Genomic DNA, 20645 nt, shown 5'->3' with positions numbered 1-20645 from the left:
CCGCCGACGAAGAACTGGAGAGTGCCGGCCTGAGCACCCGGTACACCGCCGGTGACCGGCGCGTCCAGGGCCGTCCACCCTGCGTCGGGGTGCGCCTTCTTGACTTGTTCCATCGTGTCGAGGCTGCTGCTGGACGCGTCGATCCAGATCGCGCCGGGCCCCAGGGCTGCGGCGGCCCTCTCGTCCCCGAGCATGACCGACTCGATCTCCTGCGGGCCGGGCAGCATGGTCACCACGATGTCCGCGCCCTCGGCTGCCCCGGCGGCCGATCCCGCGGCCCGGGCTCCCGCCGTGACCAGCTCCTTCACGGCTTCCGGCCGGGTGTCGTACACCGTGACCGTGAAACGGGCGCTGAGGTTGCGCGCCATGCCGGCGCCCATCTTGCCCAGCCCAATGAAACCGATATGCATCGGTGGTCCTTTCATGGATTTCCGGATGTCAGGTATCCGGTCAACGAGGTGTCGGGGTGGCCCGGGTGGGTTCGCCGGGCTGAGCCGGTGTCCGCGGCTCCCCGGTGGCGGAGCTCCGTGCGCTCTCGGCCGGGGGAGTGGCGGAGCGCCGCCTGCGCTCCGGTCGGCTGTCCCGGTGCTCGACGTACTCGGCGAGCCTGGACAGCAGCCAGTTGATGGCCACGTAGATCGCCCCCGTCACGAGGAACATCGGGATGGGGTTGTTGAGCTGCTGCGCCGCCAGGTTGGAGGCGCGGAGCAGCTCCTGGTACTGGCCGAGGATCAGGGCGGCCAGTGAGGTGTCCTTGAGGACGACCACCAACTGGCTGATGAGGGACGGCAGCATCACCCGGAACGCCTGGGGCAGCTGGATCAGGCGCAGACTCTGCCACCGGGTGAGGCCGATGGCCAGCGCGGCTTCCCGCTGCCCTCGGGGCAGTGAGGCGACACCGGTCCTGACGAGTTCGGCGATGATCACCGAGTTGTAGGCGGTCAGACCGATGACCAGGTACCACAGGAAGCGACCGCCGGGTGCGTCGGCGAAGGTCAGGCCGAGGTCGGGCAGGACGCGGGAGGCGAAGTAGATGGTGATGACCACGGGAATGCCGCGGACCACCTCCATGGCACCGACCAGCGGTATCCGTGCGAGGCGACCGAGGCTGAGCCCGAGGACGCCGACCGCGGTCCCGACGACCAGGGAGCAGCAGATGGCCAATGCCGCCGCGACGAGGGTGCGCTGAAGCCCCGTGCCCAGGACGTTCCACAGGGCGTCGAAGTTCTCGTCGCCGGGAGAGATCAGCGGATCCCACTTCTCCGCGGCGAACTGCCCAGCGTCGGCCAGGCGCACGACGGCCGCGACGAGGAGGGCGAGCAGCAGGGCGTAGGCGAGGGCACTGCCCTGGCGGATGCGCCGCCGGGCCCTCGGCCCGGGCTCGTCGTACAGGACGCTCGGGGCGGCCTTCATCGGACGATCGCCACCTTTCGCTCGACGGTGTGGAAGAACAGCGCGGCGGGCAAGGTCATCGCCAGGTAGCCGGCCGTGACGCCGATGAGTACGGGCAGGTTCGCGTGGCCCTGGGCGCTGGTGAGGGTGGCGCTGACGCTGAACAGGTCGCGGCCCACGCCGAAGGCGCCGACGACCGCGGAGTTCTTGCACATGGAGATCAGGACGCCCCCGAGTGGGGCGACCACGGTGCGCACGGCCTGCGGCAGTACGACTGTGGTCAGGCTCTGGCGGAAGGTCAGCCCGAGGGAACGGGCCGCCTCGGCCTGGCCGGTGGGGACGGCGTTGATGCCGGAGCGCACGGCCTCGCAGACGAAGGCGGCGCTGTAGAGCACCAGTCCGGTGACCGCCAGGGCGTAGTACGAGGAATGGAAGCCCAGTTCGGGCAGGCCGAAGGCCATGAAGAACAGGACGATGGTCAGTGGGGTGTTCCGCAGGACCGTGACGTAGTTGCCGGCGAACGCGCGCAGCGGCGGGATGGGGGAGACGCGCAGGGCCGCCAGGGCGACTCCGAGGGTCAGCGAGCCGGCCAGGCCCCATGCCGCGATGCCGAGGGATCGAAGCAATCCGGTGCCGAACAGGCCCAGGTTGCCGGTGATGGCGTCCATGCGCGACGCCTCCTTCGTGGTGGGTGGGAAGGGGATCAGCTACAGGCGTCGGCCTTGGGGAGGGTGGGGGCCGGCTGGCTGTGGTCGAGCTTCCCGGCGGTGTCCTTCCACGCCTTCTGGTAGGCACCGGACTTGGCCGCCTCCGCCAGCGTCTCGTCGATGAACCGGCAGAACTTCGTGTCGCCCTTGGCGATGCCGATCCCGTAGGGCTCCTTGCTGAACTTGGGTCCTACGACCTTGAAGGCGCCGTTCGAGTCGCCGGCCAGGCCCATGAGGATGACGTCGTCCGTGGTGACCGCGTCCACCTGGCCGGTGCGCAGGGCGTCGGCGCACTTGCTCATGACATCGAAGAGCACCAGGCGGTCACTGCCGGAGAGATACTTCTTGATGTTCTCGGACGGGGTGGACCCCGTGGCCGTGCACACCTTGGCCTTGGCCTTCGCGAGGGAGTCCGGCCCGGTGATGGTGTCGTTGCCCTTCTTCACCATCAGCCGCTGGCCGGCCTCGTAGTAGGGGCCGGCGAAGGAGACGCGCTTCTTGCGCTCGTCGTTGATGGTGTAAGTCGCGGTCACCAGGTCGACCTCGCCCCTGCCGAGGACCTCCTCGCGGACGCCGGTGGGGGTCTCGGTGTACTTGATGTGGTCGGGAGCGATGCCGAGCTTCGCCGCGATGATCTTGGTGATCTCGACATCGAAGCCCTGCGGGGTCTCGGACAGTCCCGTCATGCCGAAGCCGGGCTGGTCGAACTTGACGCCCGCGCGCAGCGTGCCCGCCTTGGCGATCTTCGCCATGGTGGTGCCGGCCGGGAAGCTGGGAGCGTCGGCGACCTTCGCCGGTGCGTCGGCGTCGCCACCACCGCCGCAGGCGGCAAGGGTGAGGGTGAGGGCGGCGAGGCCGGCGACGGCGGGAGTGGCGCGGTGAAGTCTCATACGAAGTCCTAGGTGGCGCAGGAGAGTTGGCACGGTGGTGCCGCTGGGGGAGGGAAGGGTTCGCGCGAGGTGCGGCGTGGGGTGTCAGTGGCTGAGGATCTTGGACAGGAAGTCCTTCGCCCGCGCGGAACGCGGTGCGTCGAAGAACGAGTCGGGGGCCGCCGACTCGACGATCTCGCCGTCGGTCATGAACACCACCCGGTCGGCGGCCCGGCGGGCGAAGCCCATCTCATGGGTGACGACGATCATGGTCATGCCGTCGCGGGCGAGCCGCTGCATGACCTCCAGCACCTCGTTGACCATCTCCGGGTCGAGTGCCGAGGTGGGCTCGTCGAAAAGCATCACCTTCGGGTCCATGGCCAGCGCGCGGGCGATCGCGACCCGCTGCTGCTGGCCGCCCGAGAGCTGGGCGGGATACTTGTCGGCCTGGCTCGCGACGCCGACCCGGTGGAGCAGGGCACGGGCGCGATTCTCGGCCTCCGCCCTGCCGTGCCCCCGGACCTTCAGCGGTCCGAGCATCACGTTCTCCAGCACGGTCTTGTGTGCGAAGAGGTTGAACGACTGGAAGACCATGCCCACATCGGCGCGCAGGCGTGCGAGGTCGCGGCCTTCGTCCGGCAGGGGCTGACCGTCGATGGTCACGGTGCCGGTGTCGAAGGTCTCCAGCCGGTTGACCGTGCGGCACAGCGTGGACTTTCCGGATCCCGACGGACCGATGACGACGACGACCTCACCCCTGCGCACCGTGAGGTCGATGTCCTTGAGCACATGCAGATCGCCGAAGTGTTTGTTGAGCCCGTTCATGACAACGAGTTCGGCGGTGGGACTCATGGCGGTGCCTCCGTGGGGGAGCGATGGGAGGGGAGGGGCGAACTGCGGTCTCGGACTCTCGGACCGCGCCGGGGTACCGGACGGAGTCGGGCCGGGGAGAGGGGCGCGGAGTCCTGCGGGGGTCCGGCCGGGGATGGGGCCGGGAATCGCCGCAGGTCTCGTGCGATGTGTTGCCGAACAGGGTGCGGCTCCGGCGGCATCCGGAGAAGTCGGAGATCTGGAGTGGAGCGTTAAGATGTCTTAATGCAGATCGACCCGGCGCAGCTGGTCATGCTGGCACTGATCCGACGGCACGGCTCCTTGGCCAAAGCGGCGCGCGAGCTGGGGCTCAGCCCGGCCGCCGTGACGGGCCAGCTCGCCCGGGCGGAGCGCGACTGGAAGATTCCGCTGGTGGTGCGCGGGCCGAAGGGCGCCCGCCTCACCCCGCCGGCCGATGCGCTGGCCGACGCGGGTGAGGCCATCGGTGAACAGTGCGCACGGGTCGCCGACACCGTTTCCTCGCTCCTCGGCGTACTGGCGCGTCGGCTGCGGGTCGGGACCTTCCAGGCCGCGGCCCAGCATGTGCTGCCCCCCGCGCTGACCGCACTGCGTCACCGGCAGGCCGACGCCGACCTCAACATCTCCGAGATCAACTCTCCGCAGGGGCCCGGCCTCGTCGCCTCGGGCGAACTCGATCTGGCGATCGTCGCCTGCTACGAGCCCGAGCTCGTGCTGCCCCCGGGCCTGCGCTCCCACTGGCTGCTGGCCGACCCGATGGTCCTGTGCCTGCCCGACGATCACCCGGTCGTGCGGGGAGGGGCGGAGCCCGGCGGGCTGAGCTTGCGGCAACTCGGCGACCAGCCCTGGATCGCCATCACCACCGGCCTTCCGGCCAGGCGTCAGTTCGACGAGGCGACGGTGGCGGCCGGATTCAAGCCGAGGGTCGCCTTCGAGTCGGAGAACTACTACGTGGCCCAGTCCCTCGTGGGCACCGGCATCGGCGTGGCGATGCTTTCCCGGCTCTCCGTCGCGCCCACGCTGGGCGCGGTCCACAGGGACCTCGTCGAACCGCGTCTGGAGCGACACATCTACGCCGTCACCCCGGCCGACACCACCCTGTTCCCGCTGGCCGATGTCCTCGTCGGCCTGCTGAAAGAAGTCGGCGACGACATCCGTGAGATGTGGGAGACCCAGCCGCTCGGGGCCTGATGAGGGACCGGGCGCGCCCGCCGCGTGATGCCACGGCAGGCCCTCGGTCTGCGGGCGTGCGTCGTCACTCACGCAGCAGGACGTTGTTCTTCGCTTCGTAGTAGCGGGCGATCTCGGTGTGGTCCGGCGGCGTGTTCGCGTGGTCGCGCGAGGCCAGCGCCACCACCCGCGCCGCGTCGGTCACGGGCGTATCCAGACCGGCGCCCGAGGTGAGGCCGTGGGCGATGCCGAGGTCCTTGAGCATCAGGTCCATGGCGAAGCCCGAGTCGAACTTGCCGCTGAGCACATGGCGCGGGTACTTGAACTCGGACGCCTGGCTGCGGCCGGTGGATGCGTTGATCACCGCCAGCATCGCGGCCGGTTCGATCCCGAAACGGTTCGCGGCGCTGAGGATCTCGGCAGCGGCCGCGATGTTCGTCGCCGAGAGCAGGTTGTTGAGCGCCTTGGCGGCGTCACCCGTACCAGGACCACCGACGTGGTGGATGCTTGCGCCGACCAGTTCCAGCAGTGGCGTCGAGCGCTCGACGGCGGCCACGTCCCCACCTGCCATGATGGCCAGCTCTCCGGTCTTGGCGCGAGGGACGCCACCGGAGACCGGCGCGTCGACATACGCGATGCCGCGCTGCGCCGCCTTCTTGGCGAGCTGACGCGTGCTCGACGGCTCGGACGAACTCATGTCGATGATGAGACCGCCTGTCGGCAGGCGGTTCAGGAGCGCGGCTTCCCCAGTGAGCAGGTCTTCGACGATGCGGCTGCTGGGCACCATGAGAAGGAGCGTCGAGACACCGTCGGGGAGCGGGTCGAGCGACTCGGCGACCAGGACGTCGGCCGACTCGGCGACGCGGTGTGCGGCCTTGACGTCCACGTCGAAGACCACGACCGGTTCGGGGCCCCGCGCCAGGTTGGCCGCCATCGGCGCTCCCATTGCGCCAAGTCCGATGAAGAGTGTGCTCATGTCTGCTCCAAGGCGGATAGCAGGAAAACCTTCAGCGATTGCTGCCGGTCGACCGCGGGCGTGAGTGATCTCCTCGCGCGTCGGCTGCCGCGTCTGATGCGTCGGCTGACGGGCCTTCGGGCCGAGTGCCGCCGGGTCGAGCGTATGACTGTATTACGGAAGTTCAGCGTGCGCACCTGTCATCACCCGGCACAAGATCCCGGCGCGGCGGGGCGTGCCGGGGGTCTTGAGCAGACAGGCATCCCGTATTACGGTCTTACGAATCCGGGCGGCCAGTGGCCTGCCCGTGACGCCGACGGCAGTGACCCAGCCTGTCGTCCCGGCCCGAAATCCCCTGTGTGAAGGGCAGCATTGATGAGTGAGTTCGACGGTGATGTCGTTGTCATCACCGGAAGCGGGAGCGGCATCGGACGGGCGGCGGCGACGCTTCTGCACAGCCGTGGCGCGCGTGTCGTCGTGGCGGATGTGAACGGTGCGGCCGCCGCGGAGGTCGCCGCCGCGCTCGGCGAGGGCGCTCTGCCGGTCCAGGCGGATGTCTCCGACGCCGCGTCGGTGCGGGAGCTGGTCGAGCGCACCGTCCAGCACTTCGGGCGCATCGACGTTCTCGTCAACAACGCCGGCTTCGGCTTCCGCGGCACTGTCGCGACCATCGCGGAGGAGGACTGGGACCGGCTGTTCGCGGTCAACGTCAAGGGCGTCTTCCTGGTCACGAAGTACGCGCTGCCGCACCTCACCGCCTCCGGGGCGGGCCGCATCGTGAACACGTCGTCGTACACGTCGCTGGTAGGCATCCCCGACCGTGCCGCATACGTCGCCTCCAAGGGAGCCGTTACGGCCCTCACCCGCGCCCTGGCCCTGGACCATGCCGCGGACGGCGTGCGCGTCAACGCGGTGGCGCCGGGGACGGTCGACTCGCCGTACTTCGCGAAGATGACCGCCGCGGCGGACAACCCGCAGGCGCTGCGCGACGAGTTGAACGGGCGCGCCCCCATGGGCCGGATGGGCGAGCCGGAGGAGATCGCGGAGGCCATCGCCTGGCTCGCGTCACCGCGGTCTTCGTTCGCCACCGGGTCGATCCTCACGGTCGACGGCGGCACATCCGCCTGGTGATCCCTCGGCCGCCGTCGCCGCAACGCACCCCACCGCACGGCTCCATCGGCCGGAACGCACACGAAAGACACGCGTGCCCACATACCGAGACACGCGTGAAAACACCTATGAGGGAGAAGCCCATGAAGAATCAGCCCGAACCGAGGCCGCGCACCCGCGCAGGCCGCCTGCCGGGCGGTCACGGCCACGGGGCGTGCCGCGGATGAGCGCGACGGGCCAGACGACCTGGCAGGAAGACCTGTACCGGCTTCTGCGGCAGCACGACATCACGCAGTTCGCGTTCGTGCCGGACGCCGGTCACCGCCACCTGATCGATTCCGCGATCGCCGACGACGAAGTGCACGCCATACCGCTCACGACCGAGGAGGAGGGCGTGGGCGTGGTGGCCGGCGCCTATCTGGGCGGCGAGCACGGTGTTCTGCTGATGCAGTCCAGCGGCGTCGGGAACACCATCAACTTCCTCTCGCTGATCCAGCACTGCCAGATCCCGTTCCTCACGCTGGTGACGATGCGCGGTGACCACGGGGAGCAGAACCCCTGGCAGTTCGCCATGGGGCGGGCGGTCGAACCGACTCTGGAGGCGCTCGGCGTCATCACCATGCGCACCGACACCCCCGACGATGTCGTGCCCACGGTCGAGGCCGCCCTCGGCAGCGTTCACCGCGCTGGTCGTCCGGTGGCCGTCCTGCTCACCCAGCGCCTGCTCGGCGCCAAGAAGTTCTAGGGGAAACACCCATGCTGCACCGTACGAAGGCGCTGGGCGCGCTGCTGGAGGACACCGACGACCGCCTGGTCGTCACCGGGCTCGGCAGCGCGGCCAACGACCTCGCCCACCTGACCGGCCATCACCCGCGTGTTTTCCTGCTCGACGGGGCTATGGGAGCGGCCACGTCCGTCGGCCTCGGGCTTGCGCTGGCCCGCCCGGAGCGGGAGGCCGTCGTCGTCACCGGCGATGGCGAACTCCTCATGAACGTCGGCACCCTCGCGACGATCGCCATGCAGAACCCGCGAAACCTCCGCATCATCGTCGTCGACAACGGGCGGTACGGCCTCACGGGAAACCAGGTCACCGCCACGAGCACGGTGACCGACCTCGAAGCCGTCGCCCGCGGCTTCGGCATCCGCCGCACCGCGACGGTACGCACGCACGACGACATTCCCACCGCCCGGGAGCTCGTCCTCCAGCCCGGCGACGCGGCTCTCGTGGTGGTGAAGGCCGACGCCGGCCCCGCTGCCGATGTGGTCATCGAACGTGACGGCGTGCGGTTGCGCGACATGTTCCGCGACCACGTGCTCGCGGATCGCGTGTCCCACTCGCGACAGACAACGAGGTACTGACGTGGATGTCCAGGACACGGCCGTCGCCGGCACTCCGCAGGAGACGCCCGGGGACGAGCGCAAGCGGATTCGCCGGGTCGCGACGGCGGCAATCGTCGGAACCACGGTCGAGTGGTTCGACTTCTACCTCTACGCCACGATGGCGTCCATCGTGTTCGGGAAGGTGTTCTTTCCCAGCGGCGACAGCCAGGTGGCGAGCTTGCAGTCGTTCGCGACCTTCGCCATCGGATTCATCGCCAGACCGATCGGGGGCATCGTCTTCGGGCGGCTCGGCGACCGGATCGGGCGCAAGAACATGCTCGTGGTCACCTTCACGATGATGGGGGCCGCAACGGCGGCCATCGGCCTTCTCCCGGGATACGCCCAGATCGGTATCTGGGCACCCATCCTGCTCGTCGTACTCCGCATCGTGCAGGGGATGGGCGCGGGAGCCGAGTTCGCGGGCGCCGCCGTCGTGTCCTACGAGCACGCCCGCCCCGGACGACGTGGCTCGCAGGGCGCGTGGCCCGCGCTCGGCCTCAACATCGGAGTCGTGCTTTCGTCGTTGAGCGTCACGCTGCTGACGGTCAACGGCGACGAGTTCCTCCTCGCCGGCGGCTGGCGCATCCCGTTCATCCTGAGCATCGTGCTCGTCGGCGTAGGCGTGTGGATCCGGCGGATCGTGCCCGAGACGCCCGCCTACGAGGCGGAGAAGCAGAAGGCACGGCGCGTGCGCTTCGCCGACGTGCTGCGTGGCCATTGGCGGGCCACGCTCGTCGTCTTCGTGATCGCGCTCGGCTACAGCGCGCTCACCTACATCTACAAGACGTTCTCGGTCGCCTACCTCACGGAGTTCGAGGACGTCGGCGCCAACGCGAGTTCCACCGCGGTGCTGATAGCGGCACTGATCGCAATCGTCGTCATCCCGTTCTTCGGGCGGCTGAGCGACGCCATCAGCAGCAAGCGGGTCAACGTCATCGGCGGTGTGCTGTCCATCGCGTTCGCCTTCCCGTTCCTCTGGCTCCTCGAAGACGGGCACACATGGGCGATCGTCCTCGGGATCGGCCTCGGTGCCGGTGTCGTCAGCCCGATGATGTTCGCCGCGCAGGGGGCGCTGCTGAGCCGCCAGTTCCCGACCGAAGTGCGGTCGACGGGCGTGGGTACCGCCCGCGAACTCGGCGCCGCCCTCGCCGGCGGTGTGGTCCCGCTGGCGGCACTGGGCCTGGTCACCGCGTCACCGACGAACTCCACGGTCGGTGTGTCGATCATCCTGGTCGGCCTCGGCGCCCTCGTCGTGCTCGGCGGGGTCTTCGAACAGGGCCACAAGCACAGCACCGACAAGAACTGAGACGGAGTGAGCGTGCCCGAGCAGCTGTTCATCGTCCGCTACGGAACGCGCGAGGCCACCCGGAGCGACCACTTCCTCAACTACGGGCTGTACGGGGAGCCCGACGCCCCGATGGACATCGACTACTTCTTCTGGGTGGCCACCGGGCCCGACGGTGCCGTGGTCATCGACTGCGGCTTCTCACGCCAGGCCGGTGACGCACGGGGGCGTACCACGATCGTCGACCCCGGGGACGCCCTGCGGGCCCTGGGCGTGGAGCCGGAGTCCGTCGGCACCGTGGTGATCACCCACGCCCACTACGACCACATCGGCAACCTCGGCCTCTTCCCAAATGCGGACGTCGTCGTCGCTACCCGAGAGGTCGAGTTCTGGCGCTCCACGATCGCCGGGCACCGCCTGTTCGGCTATTACGCCGAGCAGTCCGACCTCGCCGACCTGGCACGGATCGAGAAGGAGGGCCGACTCCGACCCTTCGAGGGCCGCGTCGAGGTGCAGCCGGGCGTGGTCGTCACCGAGGTCGGCGGCCACACACCGGGGCAGTCCATCGTCGAGGCGACCACGGCCGAGGGCCCGGTGCTCATCGCGTCCGACGCGGTCCACTTCTACGAGGAGATCGAGCGCGCGATGCCTTTCACGGCCGTCGCCGACCTGCCCGACATGTACCGGGCCTACGACCTGATCGGCGACCGCGTCGCGGCGACGGGAGCACGGCTGGTGACCGGGCACGACCCCGCCACCAAGGACAGGTTCCGCTCCCATCCGGCCGACCTACCCACCTGGGTGGGCGTCATCGGAGCCCAGAGCGTGTGACCGGCGGGTGCCATGCCCGCCGCCCTTCCCGCGGCACCCCCGCGGGCTGAGAAACCGAGAAACGGGAGACAGAGAATGAGCGACGCACACACCCCCACCGCCGCCCAGGCATACATCGACGACATGGCCCGCAGTCGCGGATATGTGCTCGACTACCACAAGGTGATGGCCAACTACGACTTCCCGGTTCTCCAGGCGGCGAACAACCTTGTGGGTGCCGCCTACCTCAACCAGCGCAAGCTCGACCGCCGGACGAAGGAGCTGATCTTCATCGTCAGCCTCACCGTCATGCGCGCGTCGAAGAGCCACATCCAGAGCCACATCCGGGTGGCCCTCGACCTGGGTCTCTCCCCCGAGGAGATCCTGGAGGCGATCGAGATCAGCCTGCCCGAGGCAGGGGTGGTCGCCTTCCAGACCGGCTTCGACGCCTGGAAGGAGGTCGTCGGAGCCACCGGCCTGGAGCCCACCGTGTCCGTGCACGACGGCGGCTCGGGCAGCAACGGCTGAGACCTCCCGAACACGGGGCGGGGAGCCGGAGACTGCCATGGCGTGCGGAGGCGACGCGTGAATGCGCCCCTCCCTCGGCCCTGGGCCGCCGCGCTCCCCGCGACGCGGCGTATCCGTGCACGGTTGGTCGGCACGCGGCACCGGGAAGGGAACGCCGGTCGATGGTGAACCGTGAGACAGTATGACGGTCGACCAGGGAGGGCGAGATGCCGGCAGTGCGCAGAGAAGCCGCGCCGTTGCGGACACAGGTGGTGGGCCTGCTCCGCGCGGCCATCGTGGGCGCCGAGTTCGCGCCGGGCGAGCGGCTGGTGGAACGCGCACTGTGCGACCGGTTCGAAGTCAGCAGGACCGTCGTACGGGAGGCTTTGCGGCAGCTGGAGTCCGAGGGACTGGTGGAGCTGGTGCCCCACCGAGGACCAGTGGTCGCCACGCTGTCGGCCGAAGACGCGATGGCGCACTACGAGGTCCGGGAGGTGCTTGAGGCCCTCGCCGGGAAGTCCTTCGCCGAACGCGCCACACCGTCACAACGAGCGACGCTCAAGCGCCGGCTCAAGGCGGTCGAGTCCGCCCTGAACGACGGTGACCTGGCCGGCATCCTCGCCGCCAAGGACGCCTTCTACGACGTGTTGTTCGACGGCGCCGGCAATCCCGTGGCCCGTACGACACTGCTGGGCATCCACGCGCGCACCAGCCTGCTGCGCGGGATGACCCTCCAGTCCCCGGGGCGTGGTGCCGACACCTTGCGTGAGCTGCGCGCGATCACCGCGGCGGTCAGCGGGCGCGACCCGGACGCCGCCTGGGCCGCGTGCGGTGCGCATGTCCGCTCCGCCGCGGCAGTGGCCATGCACATCCTGCAGAGCACGGCCGAAGAGGCCGTGAGCTGAAGGTGCCGAGCTGCTGCTCGGCGAGATGACGGTCGCTTCCAGGACGACCGAGGATCGCAACTTCGACCACGCAGGGATAAGGCGCGCACAGCTTGGTGTGGTGGTCGCTTTGTGGGGCTGGGATTAATGGTTGTGGCTGCGGTCGGCTTCGGCGTTGCGGACGTCCCCGATTTCCTGCCTGCCGTGGGCAGCCTCGGCTCCCCGCGGTGGAGGCCCTGACTCGGTCACGCTGCTCGCCACTGACAAGACTGGCACCTGAACAACGCCCTTGCTGGCGCACGGAATCCGCGACGACTTAGTCGCGGATGTCGGGATATGTCGCAGTGGGCACTGGGGGTCAAGGGGAACGACGATGCTCCCAGGGTCCCGGTCCTGGACCTCACCACCTCACACACGCGGAGCCTTGTCCACGGCATGCTCTGCAGTTCCGCGCCCAACATCACCTTCTGCATCACCACCGTCTTCTTCGTCAGCTACGGGCCGAAGGAACTGGACATCCCTTCCAACACCGTCTTCGTCCCCCTCATGATCGCCCTGCCCGTCCTCCACGGAACGTCATACGGCGTCGTCTCGGGCTTCACCGCCGAACTCTTCCCGGCGCGGTGCGCTACTCGGGAACCTCGCTGGCCTATCAGGTCGGCCAGACCATCACCTCTGCCCCCATTCAGATCGTCGCCACGGTCCTCATCGACCGGTATCACTCGAGCAACGCCGTCGCCCTCTACATGATCGCCTCCGCCGCCCTGGGGTTCGCCGCCAGCGCCACCGCGCCCACCGCTCGCCGACGTGACGGGATCCAGCCCGGTCTCCGGGTGGACAAAGCCACCGTTTCCCCCCTGCCGCGTGCCTCCTCATTTCCCCATCGTGCGGGCCATCGCGGTCAGGGCGTCGCGTCGTGGCATCGCCAGCAAAGTGTCGAAGAGTTCCCGGTGATACGCGCTGGGGATGTGTGTGGGGCCGTTGCGCAGGTGCTCCAGCGCCGAGCGGGCGACGTCGTCCGGTGACATCAGATCCTGAAGAGTCGCGGGGTCGATGCCCTGGAGCCGCGGTGCCTCGGTATCGGTTGCTCCTGGGCAGAGCGTCAGCACGTCCACGCCCACCGGACCGAGTTCCGCCCACAGAGCCTCGCCGAGAGCATTCACGTAAGCCTTGGTGGCCGAGTAACCGGCCGAGTACGGGCATCCCACAAGTCCTTCGACCGAGCTGGTGAAGATCACTCCGCCGCCTCCCCGTCGCTTCAACCGCGGGGCGAGGCCGTGCGCGAGCTGCGTCGGTGCCTGGCAGTTGACCATGAGCATGGACGAGAGCGTCTCGGCGTCCCCCTCCCCGAACGTCCCCTTCACGCCGAACCCGGCGTTGCTCACCAGCAGGCCGACGTCCAGCGGCGCCACCGCGGTCAGGGTCTCCCCGGCTGCTGCGGGATCCGCCAGATCAGTCGGCAGAACCGTGGCGTCGATGCCGTGGGCGTCCCGCAGCTCCTCGGCAAGTTCGTCCAGCCGATCGCGGCGACGGGCGACGAGTACGAGGTCGAGTCCGCGGCTGGCCAGTTGAGTGGCGAACGAACGGCCTATCCCCGAGGAAGCCCCGGTGATCAGCGCCACCGGCCCGTACTGTCTCGCGAATTCACCCATGCCGCGTGCTCCGTTTCCCTTGGGCGTCTGATTCAGGCTATTTGTGTTCCGCCGTCGACCGACAACACCTGTCCGGTGGTGAAGGCGGCGGCTTCCGAGGCAAGGAAGACCACTGCGGCCGCGACCTCGGCGGGGCGGGCGGTGCTGCGGTCCAGCAGGGTACGGCGGCCGACCGAACGCATCTGCTCGGCACGCGTGTCCATGAGCCGGGCGAACAGGCCATCGGGGTGCCAGCGGCTGCCCGAGCTGACGTCGAGCTCCGGGTCATCCGGCAGCGTGCCGTAGGGAGCGACAGCGTTGACCGTGATGCCGTGGGTACCCACTTCCTTGGCCAGGACCTTGGTGAAGGTGTGCACCGCGCCCTTCGCGGCCGAGTACACCGCCAGCAGCGGGTCACCGATGATGCCCGCCGTGGAGCCGATGTTCACGATCCGCCCACTACCGCGCTCGATCATGCCTGGCAGCACGGTGTGCGTGCAGTTGAGCGTGCTGGTCAGATTGAGGGCGATATCCCTCTCCCACACAGCAGGTTCGGACTCCGCGAACGCGTCGAGCCCGGTGTTGCCACCGACGTTGTTGACCAGTACGTCGATCGCACCGAACCGCCGCACCACGGCTTCCGCCATGGCAGCAACCTGCGGCCGGTCGGTGACATCGGCGTCGTACCACGAGGCGTCTTCAGCGCCGCTCGCCAGGAGCAGGTCGCGGACGTATGCCCCCTGCTCCGCGTCGCGGCCCACGATCGCCACGCGAGCGCCCTCTGCGGCGAAGGCCAACGCCGTGGCGCGACCGATGTTGGCGCTGCCGCCGGTGACCACAACGGCCCGGCCGGCCAATCCGGTTCTCACGTATCGTTCCTCCCTGGCGACACGGGGCTCCACGCGATCGGGCACTCGTCGCAGTGAATCTTGGCCTGTGGATCTAAGTCAAGCAGATGATTTAAAAAGGGCCGCCAAGGTATCCCGCAGCACTACAGGGCTTCAGTCAGACGCGGGCCGCCGTCCGGCGGTTCGCGACGAGCCCTCCGGCCGCGCCGAGCGAGACCAGCCCCATGGCGGCGGTGGCGATGACCCCCTTCACGCCGTCCATGGTGAGGTGCATCGCTACGGCCGTACCGCCGTTGAACAGGAACAGGAACCACAGCGTGCCGGGCTTCGACAGGAACGCCTTGATCTTCGGCTTCTTGGCGATGCGGGAACCGGCGACGAGCGCGACGACGGACCCGGCCATGGTGGCCACGTCCTTCTGGGTGCCGTCGAGTACGGCGCCAGCGCCAACGCTGGCGCCGAGACCACCGGCGAAGAAGCTCCAGAGCAGCAGGTCGGCGACGAACGACTTGATGGCGGCAAGGGGCGAAGTCATGGAAGGCACCTCTTCGAGGGGGATGTGGGGACCGGTGTTCTCCGATCTGCTCACCACGATCCCGTCCGCCGCGCGCCGCAACGAGGTGGCGGGCTCCCGAACCGGAGGTGTAGCGGGCTACACCTAGTGCCGCATCAGGCAACGTTCGCCCTGGGCGGTCTGCGACGATGGCTCCATGGACGAGGAAGTCATTCCCATTCTTCGCGTCGAAGACGCTGCGGCGGCGGTCGCGTGGTACGAGCGGCTTGGCTTCGCCAAGCATTGGGAACACCGCTTCGAACCGGGACTTCCCGCGTTCGTCGAGGTTGCCCGGGGCGGGGTGCGGTTGTTCTTGTCGGAGCACAAGGGCGACGCCCGCCCCGACACGTTGGTCTACCTCCGCATTCGTGATGTCGAGGCCATTGCCGCCGAGTTCGGTGTGCAGGCGGAGGACGCTCCGTGGGCGCGTGAGGTTGAGCTGCGCGACCCTGACGGCAACCGGCTTCGGATCGGCACGCCGACGGAATGACACTCGCCGGCAGCACGCGGCAGGGAAGCTGTGCTGGTGGCTGGGCGAGTACGCGTCCGTGAGATCGATGACGACGAGGGAAAGCACCTGTTGCGGATCATCCGCAGAGGCACCGGTTCGGTGGGGACCTGGCGGCGAGCACAGATGGTGCTGCTGTCCGCGCGGGGCATGCCCGTGGCGAAGATCGCCGAGGTGACCTTCACCAGCGCGGACCGGGTCCGGGATGTGATCCACAATTGCAACGCCGACGGCTTCAAGGCGCTCTACCTGAAGTACAGGGGCGGTCGGCCCAGGACGTTCATCCTGCCCGAGCGGCGCGAGATCAAGGAGGTCGCCGAGTCCAGGCCGGTCGAGCACGGCCTGCCGATTTCGACCTGGGCCTGGCCAAGCTGGCCGACTTCCTGGTCGCCGAGGGGGTGGTCGATGACATCAGCCATGAGGGCCTGCGGATCCTGCTCCGAGAGGAGGGCGTGTCGTTTCAACGCATAAAGACCTGGAAGACCTCCCGCGACCCGGAGTATGCCGCCAAGAAGGCCCGCGTCGAGCATCTCTACGCGATTGCCGACTCGCGAGGTCGTGAACAAGGCGAACGTTGCCTGATGCGGTACTAGTTGCGGCAGGTGCCCCAAGGGGGCTTACCAGCGCAAGGAAGTTCCGTGACGACGATGGTCGGCGCTATGGCCGGGCCGGGGGAGGTAGTCCCGCCGCATCAGCCAACCGGCGTCCCGCGAGAGCGTTTGATCTCCATGATCACAGCAGCAGGGTTCCCTGCTCAGCTGGAAGAGCCGACGGCTGGCCTGCCCGCCCTTGTAGGCGTACAGGCGGAAGAGGTCGACGGCCTGTCCGTCAGGGCCGTCGGCGAAGGTGTCCAGGATGCCGGCGAGCAGTTCGATGTCGCGCTTGCCGGTCGCCGCTTCGGCCACGGCGCTGAGGCGCAGAGCGTCGAATTCCGCGGCGGACACGGAAGCTTCGGCCGCGACGGCGTCGGCAGCCAGGGCCGCGAAGACCTCGATCAGGTGCTCGCCTTCGACCGTGTCGATGCTGCAGGTCCGCAGGTCCGCAGGTCCTCGTGGCGACGAGCCTCCGCCCACGGCTCCTGGTCCACCAGCGGCAGCAGAACACGGCCCAGGTGCGCGCAGCGGCGCCAGAGCACGCTGTCGTCCGAGGTCACGGTCGATCCTCTCTACGGCGAGTGGAAGGCTTGGGGCCGAGGGTCAACCCGACTCCCACAGGCCCCCGTCATCCGGGAGCCGCTGTGGTTGGGCTGCGACGCGCAGGCGATTACAGCTCGCCGCTGCCCCGGACGCGTGCATTACCTACCTGGCGGGCCGGGCCCGGCAGCATGAGCGTCTGATGGCCGTGGCCGGACTGTCGCTGGACCGGGCAGCTGTGGCGATCCTGCGGAACATGGCCGAGAGTGATCCGCTGCGCCCTGGCATGCTGGCGGCCCGCCTCTCCGTGGAGGCATCCCATGTCACCCGGCAGCTGGGGCAGCTGGAGAAGGCCGGGTACGTGACGCGTGTCCCGGATCCGGATGACCGGCGAGCCCAGCTTGTTCAGCTCACGGACGCCGGTCTGGCCGCGGTGGAGCGCATGCGTGAGGTGAGCCGTCGGGGCATGGAGACGGCGCTGGCGGACTGGTCCTCCGAGGAGCTGCGGCAGCTCGCCGGGCTCTTCCACCGGCTTGTCGACGATTTCGTCGCGCACACCGAGACCGACATCGACGTCCGGCCCTCCGTCTGAGGTGGAGCGGAGGCGCCGTCGAGGCGTCCCGTCGCTCCGCGTGTCCTCGCCGCGGAGCCGTTCGGTTGAAGTGGGTGTCCCGGCCCTCCAGGTGCGGCCTGTCAGTCGGGCGGGTCTGCCGCAGGTGAGGTGGTGCCCGGGCCAAGGGTGCGCTGGTGGGCGACGATGCCGGGCAGCTGCTCGTAGATCGCGTCGATCAGGTCGCAGATGCGCTCGGCGATCGGCCGTCCGAGGCCGGTGAGTTCGTAGTCCACCCGTCGCGCGATGGTCGGGTGAGGTGTGCGTGCGACGAGACCGTCGTCCTCCAGGCGCTGGAGGGTCTGCCACAGCATCCGGTCGGAAACCCCGGAGATGCCGCGGCGCACTTCGGCGAACCGCAGCGGACCGTCGATGAGGGCGGCGAGGGCCAAGGCGCCCCACCGGCCTGTGGCGTGCTCCAACACCTCTCGCGACGTGCAGTCCGGGTCGAACACGCTCATCGCGGCAACGCGCTCGGTCCCTCGGCTCATGTGGTCATGGTAGATGGGCCTAGTGCTTCTCTATAGTAAGTACTATGTTTTAGTAAGCACAAAGCTCACTGCGAGGCACCAAGGAGATCGACTCATGACCAAGATCCTCGGGCTCATCGGCGGCGGCAACATCGGCAGCGCGGTCGCCCGACTTGCGGTCGCCGCCGGGCTGAACGTCGTCCTGAGTAACTCCCGCGGCCCCGAGACACTCGCCGACCTGGTCGCCGAACTCGGCGACCAGGCGCGCGCCGCGACCCCCGTTGAGGCTGCGCAGGCCGGTGACCTGGTGGTGGCGACCGTCCCGCTCCAGGCGTACGAGCGGCTTCCCGCCGCCGCGCTGGCAGACAAGACGGTGATCGACACGACGGTCTACTACCCCTACCGGGACGGCGACATCGCGGAGTTGGACGCGGGCACCCAGACGTCCAGCGCGCTCGTACAGCGGCACCTGGCGGACTCGCGGGTGGTCAAGACGTTCAGCAACGTCGATTTTTGTCGGCTGTTCACGCTCGCTCGCCCGGCAGGGGCTGCCGATCGCAGCGCCTTGGCCGTCTCCGGTGACGACGCCACGGCGAAGGAGCAGGTGATTCAGTTCCTGGACGCGATCGGCTACGACGCGGTTGACGCCGGCACCCTCGCCGAGAGCTGGCGCGTCGGGCCCAACACGCCGATTCACGTTCAGCCCTATCTGGGGGCGTGGCCCGAGGGATTGAGCAGCGCTGAGGAGCGCGGACGCTGGTTCTTCCAGGCGCCTGGAGTCCCGGTGCCCGCCGCCCGGGTGCGAGAGCTGATCGACTCGGCCGTTCCGGTACCGGCGGGCGGCCCCACTCCGGTCTCTGCCTGACAGCCGCGACGGGCCGGACCGTCACGACGCCCATGTCCGTGTGCTGGACCGGACTACACCGGCAAGTAAGGAACATCCCATGTCCGTCCCGCCAGGCCACAGCCCCGTGCCTGCCCCCGGCTACTCACCGGGCCCCGTCTACGCTGTGGGCCATGGGTAAGACGGTGCGGCAGGCGGGTCGGGCCACGCGCCACCTGGCCGTGGCGATGGGCCAGACCTTCGCCTCGTACCTCTTCATCACCGTCCTGCTGATGGCCGTGGCGGCCAGCCTCACCATGGTGGGGGCCGGGGTGCTGCCCGAGGCCGTGCTGTTGGTGCGCCGGATCGCCGGGGCCAAGCGCCGCCGGACCGCGTCGTGGACGGGCCGGGACATCCCCGAGGCGTACGTGCCTGTCACCGGCGCACTGCGGGAGCGGCTGAGTGCCGTGCTGCACGACCCGGGGACCTACCGGGATCTGCGCTGGCTGATCGCCCAGTACTGCTACGGCTGGCTGCTGCCGCTGCCGATCGTCGTGCTGTGGCCGGTGGGGCTGGTCGTCGACGGGGTGTGGAGCGGTGTGCTGGGGCGGCGGTCCGTCGTGCTGCCGCTGATCAGCCGCCTCGCCGATCTCGACGCCGCCTGGTCGGCCACGCTGCTCAGGCCCGCGCCGAAGGCGCTGCTCGCCGCGCGCGTACGGCAGCTCGCCACGACCCGCGCCGAGGCGGTCGAGGCCCATGGCTCGGAGCTGCGCCGTATCGAACGGGATCTGCACGACGGCGCCCAGGCCCGCCTGGTCGCGCTCTCCATGCGCATCGGCCTGGCCCGGCGCGCGTACGAGCACGACCCGGCGGCCGGGCGCAGGCTGCTGGACGAGGCACAGGACCAGGCCGAGGAGGCGCTGACCGAACTGCGGCAGGTCGTACGCGGCATCCATCCGCCCATCCTCACCGACCGCGGCCTCGCGGGAGCCGTACGGGCCCTGGCCGCCGGCAGCGGCATCGATGTCGCCGTGCACATCGACGGCCTGGCGGACGGCAGCCCCCGCGCACCCGCCGCTGTCGAGGCCGCCGCCTACTTCGTCGTGGCCGAAGCCCTCACCAACGCGGCCAAGCACAGCGGCGGCGACCACGCCGAGGTACGCCTCGCCCGCACCCGCCACGGCCTGCACGTGTCGGTGCGCGACAACGGCCGGGGCGGCATCGAGGACGCCCCGGCCGGTCCGGCCGCATCGCGCGGGTCTGGGGTGACGGGTATGCGCCGCCGGGTCGCCGCCATCGACGGTACGTTCGCCCTGACCAGCCCCGCCGGGGGACCGACCGTGATCGAAGTGGACCTGCCATGCGCGTGGTGATCGCCGAGGACAACGCCCTGCTGCGCGAGGGGCTCGTCCTGCTCCTCACCTCCGCCGGGCACGAGGTCGTCGCGGTCGCGGGCAGCGGCCCCGAAGTGCTCCCGGCGCTGCTCACCCACCGCCCCGACGCGGCGGTCCTCGACGTCCGTATGCCTCCCGACTTCCGCGACGAGGGTCTGCGCGCCGCGCTCGCCGCCCGCAAGGAGGTCCCCGGCCTGCCCGTTCTCGTGCTCTCTCAGTACGTGGAGGACTCGTACGCCGCCGAGTTGCTGGCGGGCGGCGCGAGCGGGGTCGGCTACCTGCTCAAGGACCGCGTGGGTCGGGTGGAGGAATTCCTCACCTCGCTCGAACGGGTCGCCGCCGGAGGCACAGCTCTGGATCCCGAGGTCGTCACCGAGCTGATGACCCGCCGCCGCGACTCGCCGCTGGACTCCCTCACTCCCCGGGAACGCGAGGTGCTCCACCTCATGGCCGAGGGGTGCGGCAACACCGAGATCGCCGGGACACTCGTGATCACGGAACGTTCGGTCAGCAAGCACATCGGCAACGTCTTCCTGAAGCTCGGCCTGCCGCCCAGCGACAACGGCCACCGCCGGGTCCTGGCCGTATTGGCCTACCTCAAGAGCGACAGGCCCTGATCCAGGCGATCGGCCCTGTCCAACCCGTACGCGGAAACGGAGTGTGTCAGCCGCTTGCGGGGGTCTCGTGCCAGGTGGTGGTGCGTTCGTGTGTGACGTCGTGCAGCAGTCCGAGGAACACGTCCACCAGCGGGGTGAGA

At 69.3% G+C, this 20645-nt stretch carries 25 protein-coding genes and 1 pseudogene; 15 read left to right on the top strand and 11 right to left on the bottom strand.

Annotation, left to right across the window (positions count from 1 at the left end):
• The 5 genes from ACWC5C_RS41500 to ACWC5C_RS41480 all read right to left on the bottom strand — a co-directional run.
• Positions 1 to 410: NAD(P)-dependent oxidoreductase (locus ACWC5C_RS41500; RefSeq protein WP_450884445.1), on the bottom strand; the 410-nt coding region annotated here is incomplete at its 3' end.
• A gap of 40 nt (positions 411 to 450) precedes the next feature.
• Entirely contained in the window at positions 451 to 1413 is a 963-nt protein-coding gene (locus ACWC5C_RS41495) for an amino acid ABC transporter permease (protein ID WP_450884443.1), read from the bottom strand.
• Positions 1410 to 2060: an amino acid ABC transporter permease gene (locus tag ACWC5C_RS41490; RefSeq protein WP_450884441.1), complete on the bottom strand. Its 651-nt coding sequence runs from the start codon at positions 2058 to 2060 to the stop codon at positions 1410 to 1412. Before ACWC5C_RS41490 ends, ACWC5C_RS41495 begins: the two co-directional genes overlap by 4 nt.
• Positions 2061 to 2095: 35 nt before the next feature.
• Positions 2096 to 2989: a glutamate ABC transporter substrate-binding protein gene (locus ACWC5C_RS41485; protein ID WP_450884439.1), complete on the bottom strand. Its 894-nt coding sequence runs from the start codon at positions 2987 to 2989 to the stop codon at positions 2096 to 2098.
• 84 nt (positions 2990 to 3073) lie between these two features.
• Positions 3074 to 3820: an amino acid ABC transporter ATP-binding protein gene (locus tag ACWC5C_RS41480; protein WP_450884437.1), complete on the bottom strand. Its 747-nt coding sequence runs from the start codon at positions 3818 to 3820 to the stop codon at positions 3074 to 3076.
• Positions 3821 to 4063: 243 nt separating this feature from the next.
• Between ACWC5C_RS41480 and ACWC5C_RS41475 the strand changes: the two genes are divergently transcribed.
• Complete coding sequence (locus ACWC5C_RS41475) at positions 4064 to 5008, top strand: LysR family transcriptional regulator (RefSeq protein WP_450884435.1); 945 nt, start codon at positions 4064 to 4066, stop codon at positions 5006 to 5008.
• Between the two features lie 64 nt (positions 5009 to 5072).
• On the opposite strand, the gene ACWC5C_RS41470 is transcribed toward ACWC5C_RS41475, so the two are convergent.
• The gene (locus ACWC5C_RS41470) at positions 5073 to 5963 is read right to left on the bottom strand and encodes an NAD(P)-dependent oxidoreductase (RefSeq protein ID WP_450884433.1); all 891 of its coding nucleotides are present in this window, start codon (positions 5961 to 5963) and stop codon (positions 5073 to 5075) included.
• A gap of 354 nt (positions 5964 to 6317) precedes the next feature.
• Between ACWC5C_RS41470 and ACWC5C_RS41465 the strand changes: the two genes are divergently transcribed.
• The 7 genes from ACWC5C_RS41465 to ACWC5C_RS41435 all read left to right on the top strand — a co-directional run bounded on the left by ACWC5C_RS41465 (position 6318) and on the right by ACWC5C_RS41435 (position 11939).
• Positions 6318 to 7073, top strand: a complete 756-nt coding sequence (locus ACWC5C_RS41465) for an SDR family oxidoreductase (protein ID WP_450884431.1) — start codon at positions 6318 to 6320, stop codon at positions 7071 to 7073.
• A gap of 202 nt (positions 7074 to 7275) precedes the next feature.
• A complete protein-coding gene (locus ACWC5C_RS41460) occupies positions 7276 to 7797 on the top strand; it encodes a thiamine pyrophosphate-binding protein (protein WP_450884429.1) in 522 nt (173 codons plus the stop codon).
• A gap of 11 nt (positions 7798 to 7808) precedes the next feature.
• Positions 7809 to 8411 (top strand): thiamine pyrophosphate-dependent enzyme, encoded by a 603-nt coding sequence (locus ACWC5C_RS41455; protein WP_450884427.1) that lies wholly within the window; start codon positions 7809 to 7811, stop codon positions 8409 to 8411.
• 1 nt (position 8412) lies between these two features.
• Positions 8413 to 9738, top strand: a complete 1326-nt coding sequence (locus ACWC5C_RS41450; protein ID WP_450884425.1) for an MFS transporter — start codon at positions 8413 to 8415, stop codon at positions 9736 to 9738.
• A gap of 12 nt (positions 9739 to 9750) precedes the next feature.
• Positions 9751 to 10548, top strand: a complete 798-nt coding sequence (locus ACWC5C_RS41445; protein WP_450884423.1) for an N-acyl homoserine lactonase family protein — start codon at positions 9751 to 9753, stop codon at positions 10546 to 10548.
• Positions 10549 to 10623: 75 nt separating this feature from the next.
• Complete coding sequence (locus tag ACWC5C_RS41440) at positions 10624 to 11055, top strand: carboxymuconolactone decarboxylase family protein (protein ID WP_450884421.1); 432 nt, start codon at positions 10624 to 10626, stop codon at positions 11053 to 11055.
• Between the two features lie 206 nt (positions 11056 to 11261).
• The gene (locus tag ACWC5C_RS41435) at positions 11262 to 11939 is read left to right on the top strand and encodes a GntR family transcriptional regulator (RefSeq protein ID WP_450884419.1); all 678 of its coding nucleotides are present in this window, start codon (positions 11262 to 11264) and stop codon (positions 11937 to 11939) included.
• An 851-nt stretch (positions 11940 to 12790) separates the two neighbouring features.
• Here ACWC5C_RS41435 and ACWC5C_RS41430 read toward each other — a convergent pair.
• The 3 genes from ACWC5C_RS41430 to ACWC5C_RS41420 form a co-directional block, all read right to left on the bottom strand.
• Positions 12791 to 13540: an SDR family NAD(P)-dependent oxidoreductase gene (locus ACWC5C_RS41430; RefSeq protein ID WP_450884417.1), complete on the bottom strand. Its 750-nt coding sequence runs from the start codon at positions 13538 to 13540 to the stop codon at positions 12791 to 12793.
• A 62-nt stretch (positions 13541 to 13602) separates the two neighbouring features.
• Complete coding sequence (locus ACWC5C_RS41425; protein WP_450884415.1) at positions 13603 to 14463, bottom strand: SDR family NAD(P)-dependent oxidoreductase; 861 nt, start codon at positions 14461 to 14463, stop codon at positions 13603 to 13605.
• A 91-nt stretch (positions 14464 to 14554) separates the two neighbouring features.
• The gene (locus ACWC5C_RS41420; protein ID WP_450884413.1) at positions 14555 to 14932 is read right to left on the bottom strand and encodes a hypothetical protein; all 378 of its coding nucleotides are present in this window, start codon (positions 14930 to 14932) and stop codon (positions 14555 to 14557) included.
• Here ACWC5C_RS41420 and ACWC5C_RS41415 point away from each other — a divergent pair.
• From ACWC5C_RS41415 to ACWC5C_RS41405, 3 genes and pseudogenes are all read left to right on the top strand, one after another.
• A complete protein-coding gene (locus ACWC5C_RS41415; protein WP_450884411.1) occupies positions 14931 to 15059 on the top strand; it encodes a hypothetical protein in 129 nt (42 codons plus the stop codon). The genes ACWC5C_RS41420 and ACWC5C_RS41415 overlap by 2 nt on opposite strands.
• 48 nt (positions 15060 to 15107) lie before the next feature.
• On the top strand, positions 15108 to 15440 hold the full coding sequence (locus ACWC5C_RS41410) for a glyoxalase superfamily protein (protein ID WP_450884409.1): 333 nt from the start codon (positions 15108 to 15110) through the stop codon (positions 15438 to 15440).
• 36 nt (positions 15441 to 15476) lie between these two features.
• Positions 15477 to 16006, top strand: a pseudogene (locus ACWC5C_RS41405) (helix-turn-helix domain-containing protein); the annotation flags it as partial.
• Positions 16007 to 16075: 69 nt separating this feature from the next.
• On the opposite strand, the gene ACWC5C_RS41400 reads toward ACWC5C_RS41405, so the two are convergent.
• Complete coding sequence (locus ACWC5C_RS41400; RefSeq protein ID WP_450884449.1) at positions 16076 to 16531, bottom strand: hypothetical protein; 456 nt, start codon at positions 16529 to 16531, stop codon at positions 16076 to 16078.
• A gap of 220 nt (positions 16532 to 16751) precedes the next feature.
• Between ACWC5C_RS41400 and ACWC5C_RS41395 the strand changes: the two genes are divergently transcribed.
• A complete protein-coding gene (locus ACWC5C_RS41395) occupies positions 16752 to 17183 on the top strand; it encodes a MarR family winged helix-turn-helix transcriptional regulator (protein WP_450884447.1) in 432 nt (143 codons plus the stop codon).
• A 101-nt stretch (positions 17184 to 17284) separates the two neighbouring features.
• Here the strand turns inward: ACWC5C_RS41395 and ACWC5C_RS41390 are convergent, their stop codons facing one another.
• Positions 17285 to 17692 carry a winged helix-turn-helix transcriptional regulator gene (locus ACWC5C_RS41390; RefSeq protein ID WP_450884407.1) on the bottom strand — a complete coding sequence of 136 codons (408 nt, stop codon included), beginning with the start codon at positions 17690 to 17692 and terminating at the stop codon, positions 17285 to 17287.
• A gap of 13 nt (positions 17693 to 17705) precedes the next feature.
• Between ACWC5C_RS41390 and ACWC5C_RS41385 the strand changes: the two genes are divergently transcribed.
• The 3 genes from ACWC5C_RS41385 (at position 17706) to ACWC5C_RS41375 (ending at position 20505) form a co-directional block, all read left to right on the top strand.
• The gene (locus tag ACWC5C_RS41385) at positions 17706 to 18536 is read left to right on the top strand and encodes an NADPH-dependent F420 reductase (RefSeq protein ID WP_450884405.1); all 831 of its coding nucleotides are present in this window, start codon (positions 17706 to 17708) and stop codon (positions 18534 to 18536) included.
• Positions 18537 to 18688: 152 nt separating this feature from the next.
• Positions 18689 to 19867, top strand: coding sequence for a histidine kinase (locus ACWC5C_RS41380; RefSeq protein ID WP_450884403.1), 1179 nt, complete (start codon positions 18689 to 18691; stop codon positions 19865 to 19867).
• Positions 19855 to 20505, top strand: coding sequence for a response regulator transcription factor (locus ACWC5C_RS41375; RefSeq protein ID WP_450884401.1), 651 nt, complete (start codon positions 19855 to 19857; stop codon positions 20503 to 20505). Before ACWC5C_RS41380 ends, ACWC5C_RS41375 begins: the two co-directional genes overlap by 13 nt.
• Positions 20506 to 20645: the final 140 nt, after the last annotated feature.

Source organism: Streptomyces sp. NPDC001700 (assembly GCF_053596435.1).
The sequence above is the reverse complement of the archived record's forward strand: the minus strand, read 5'-3'. Positions and strand labels throughout refer to the sequence as shown.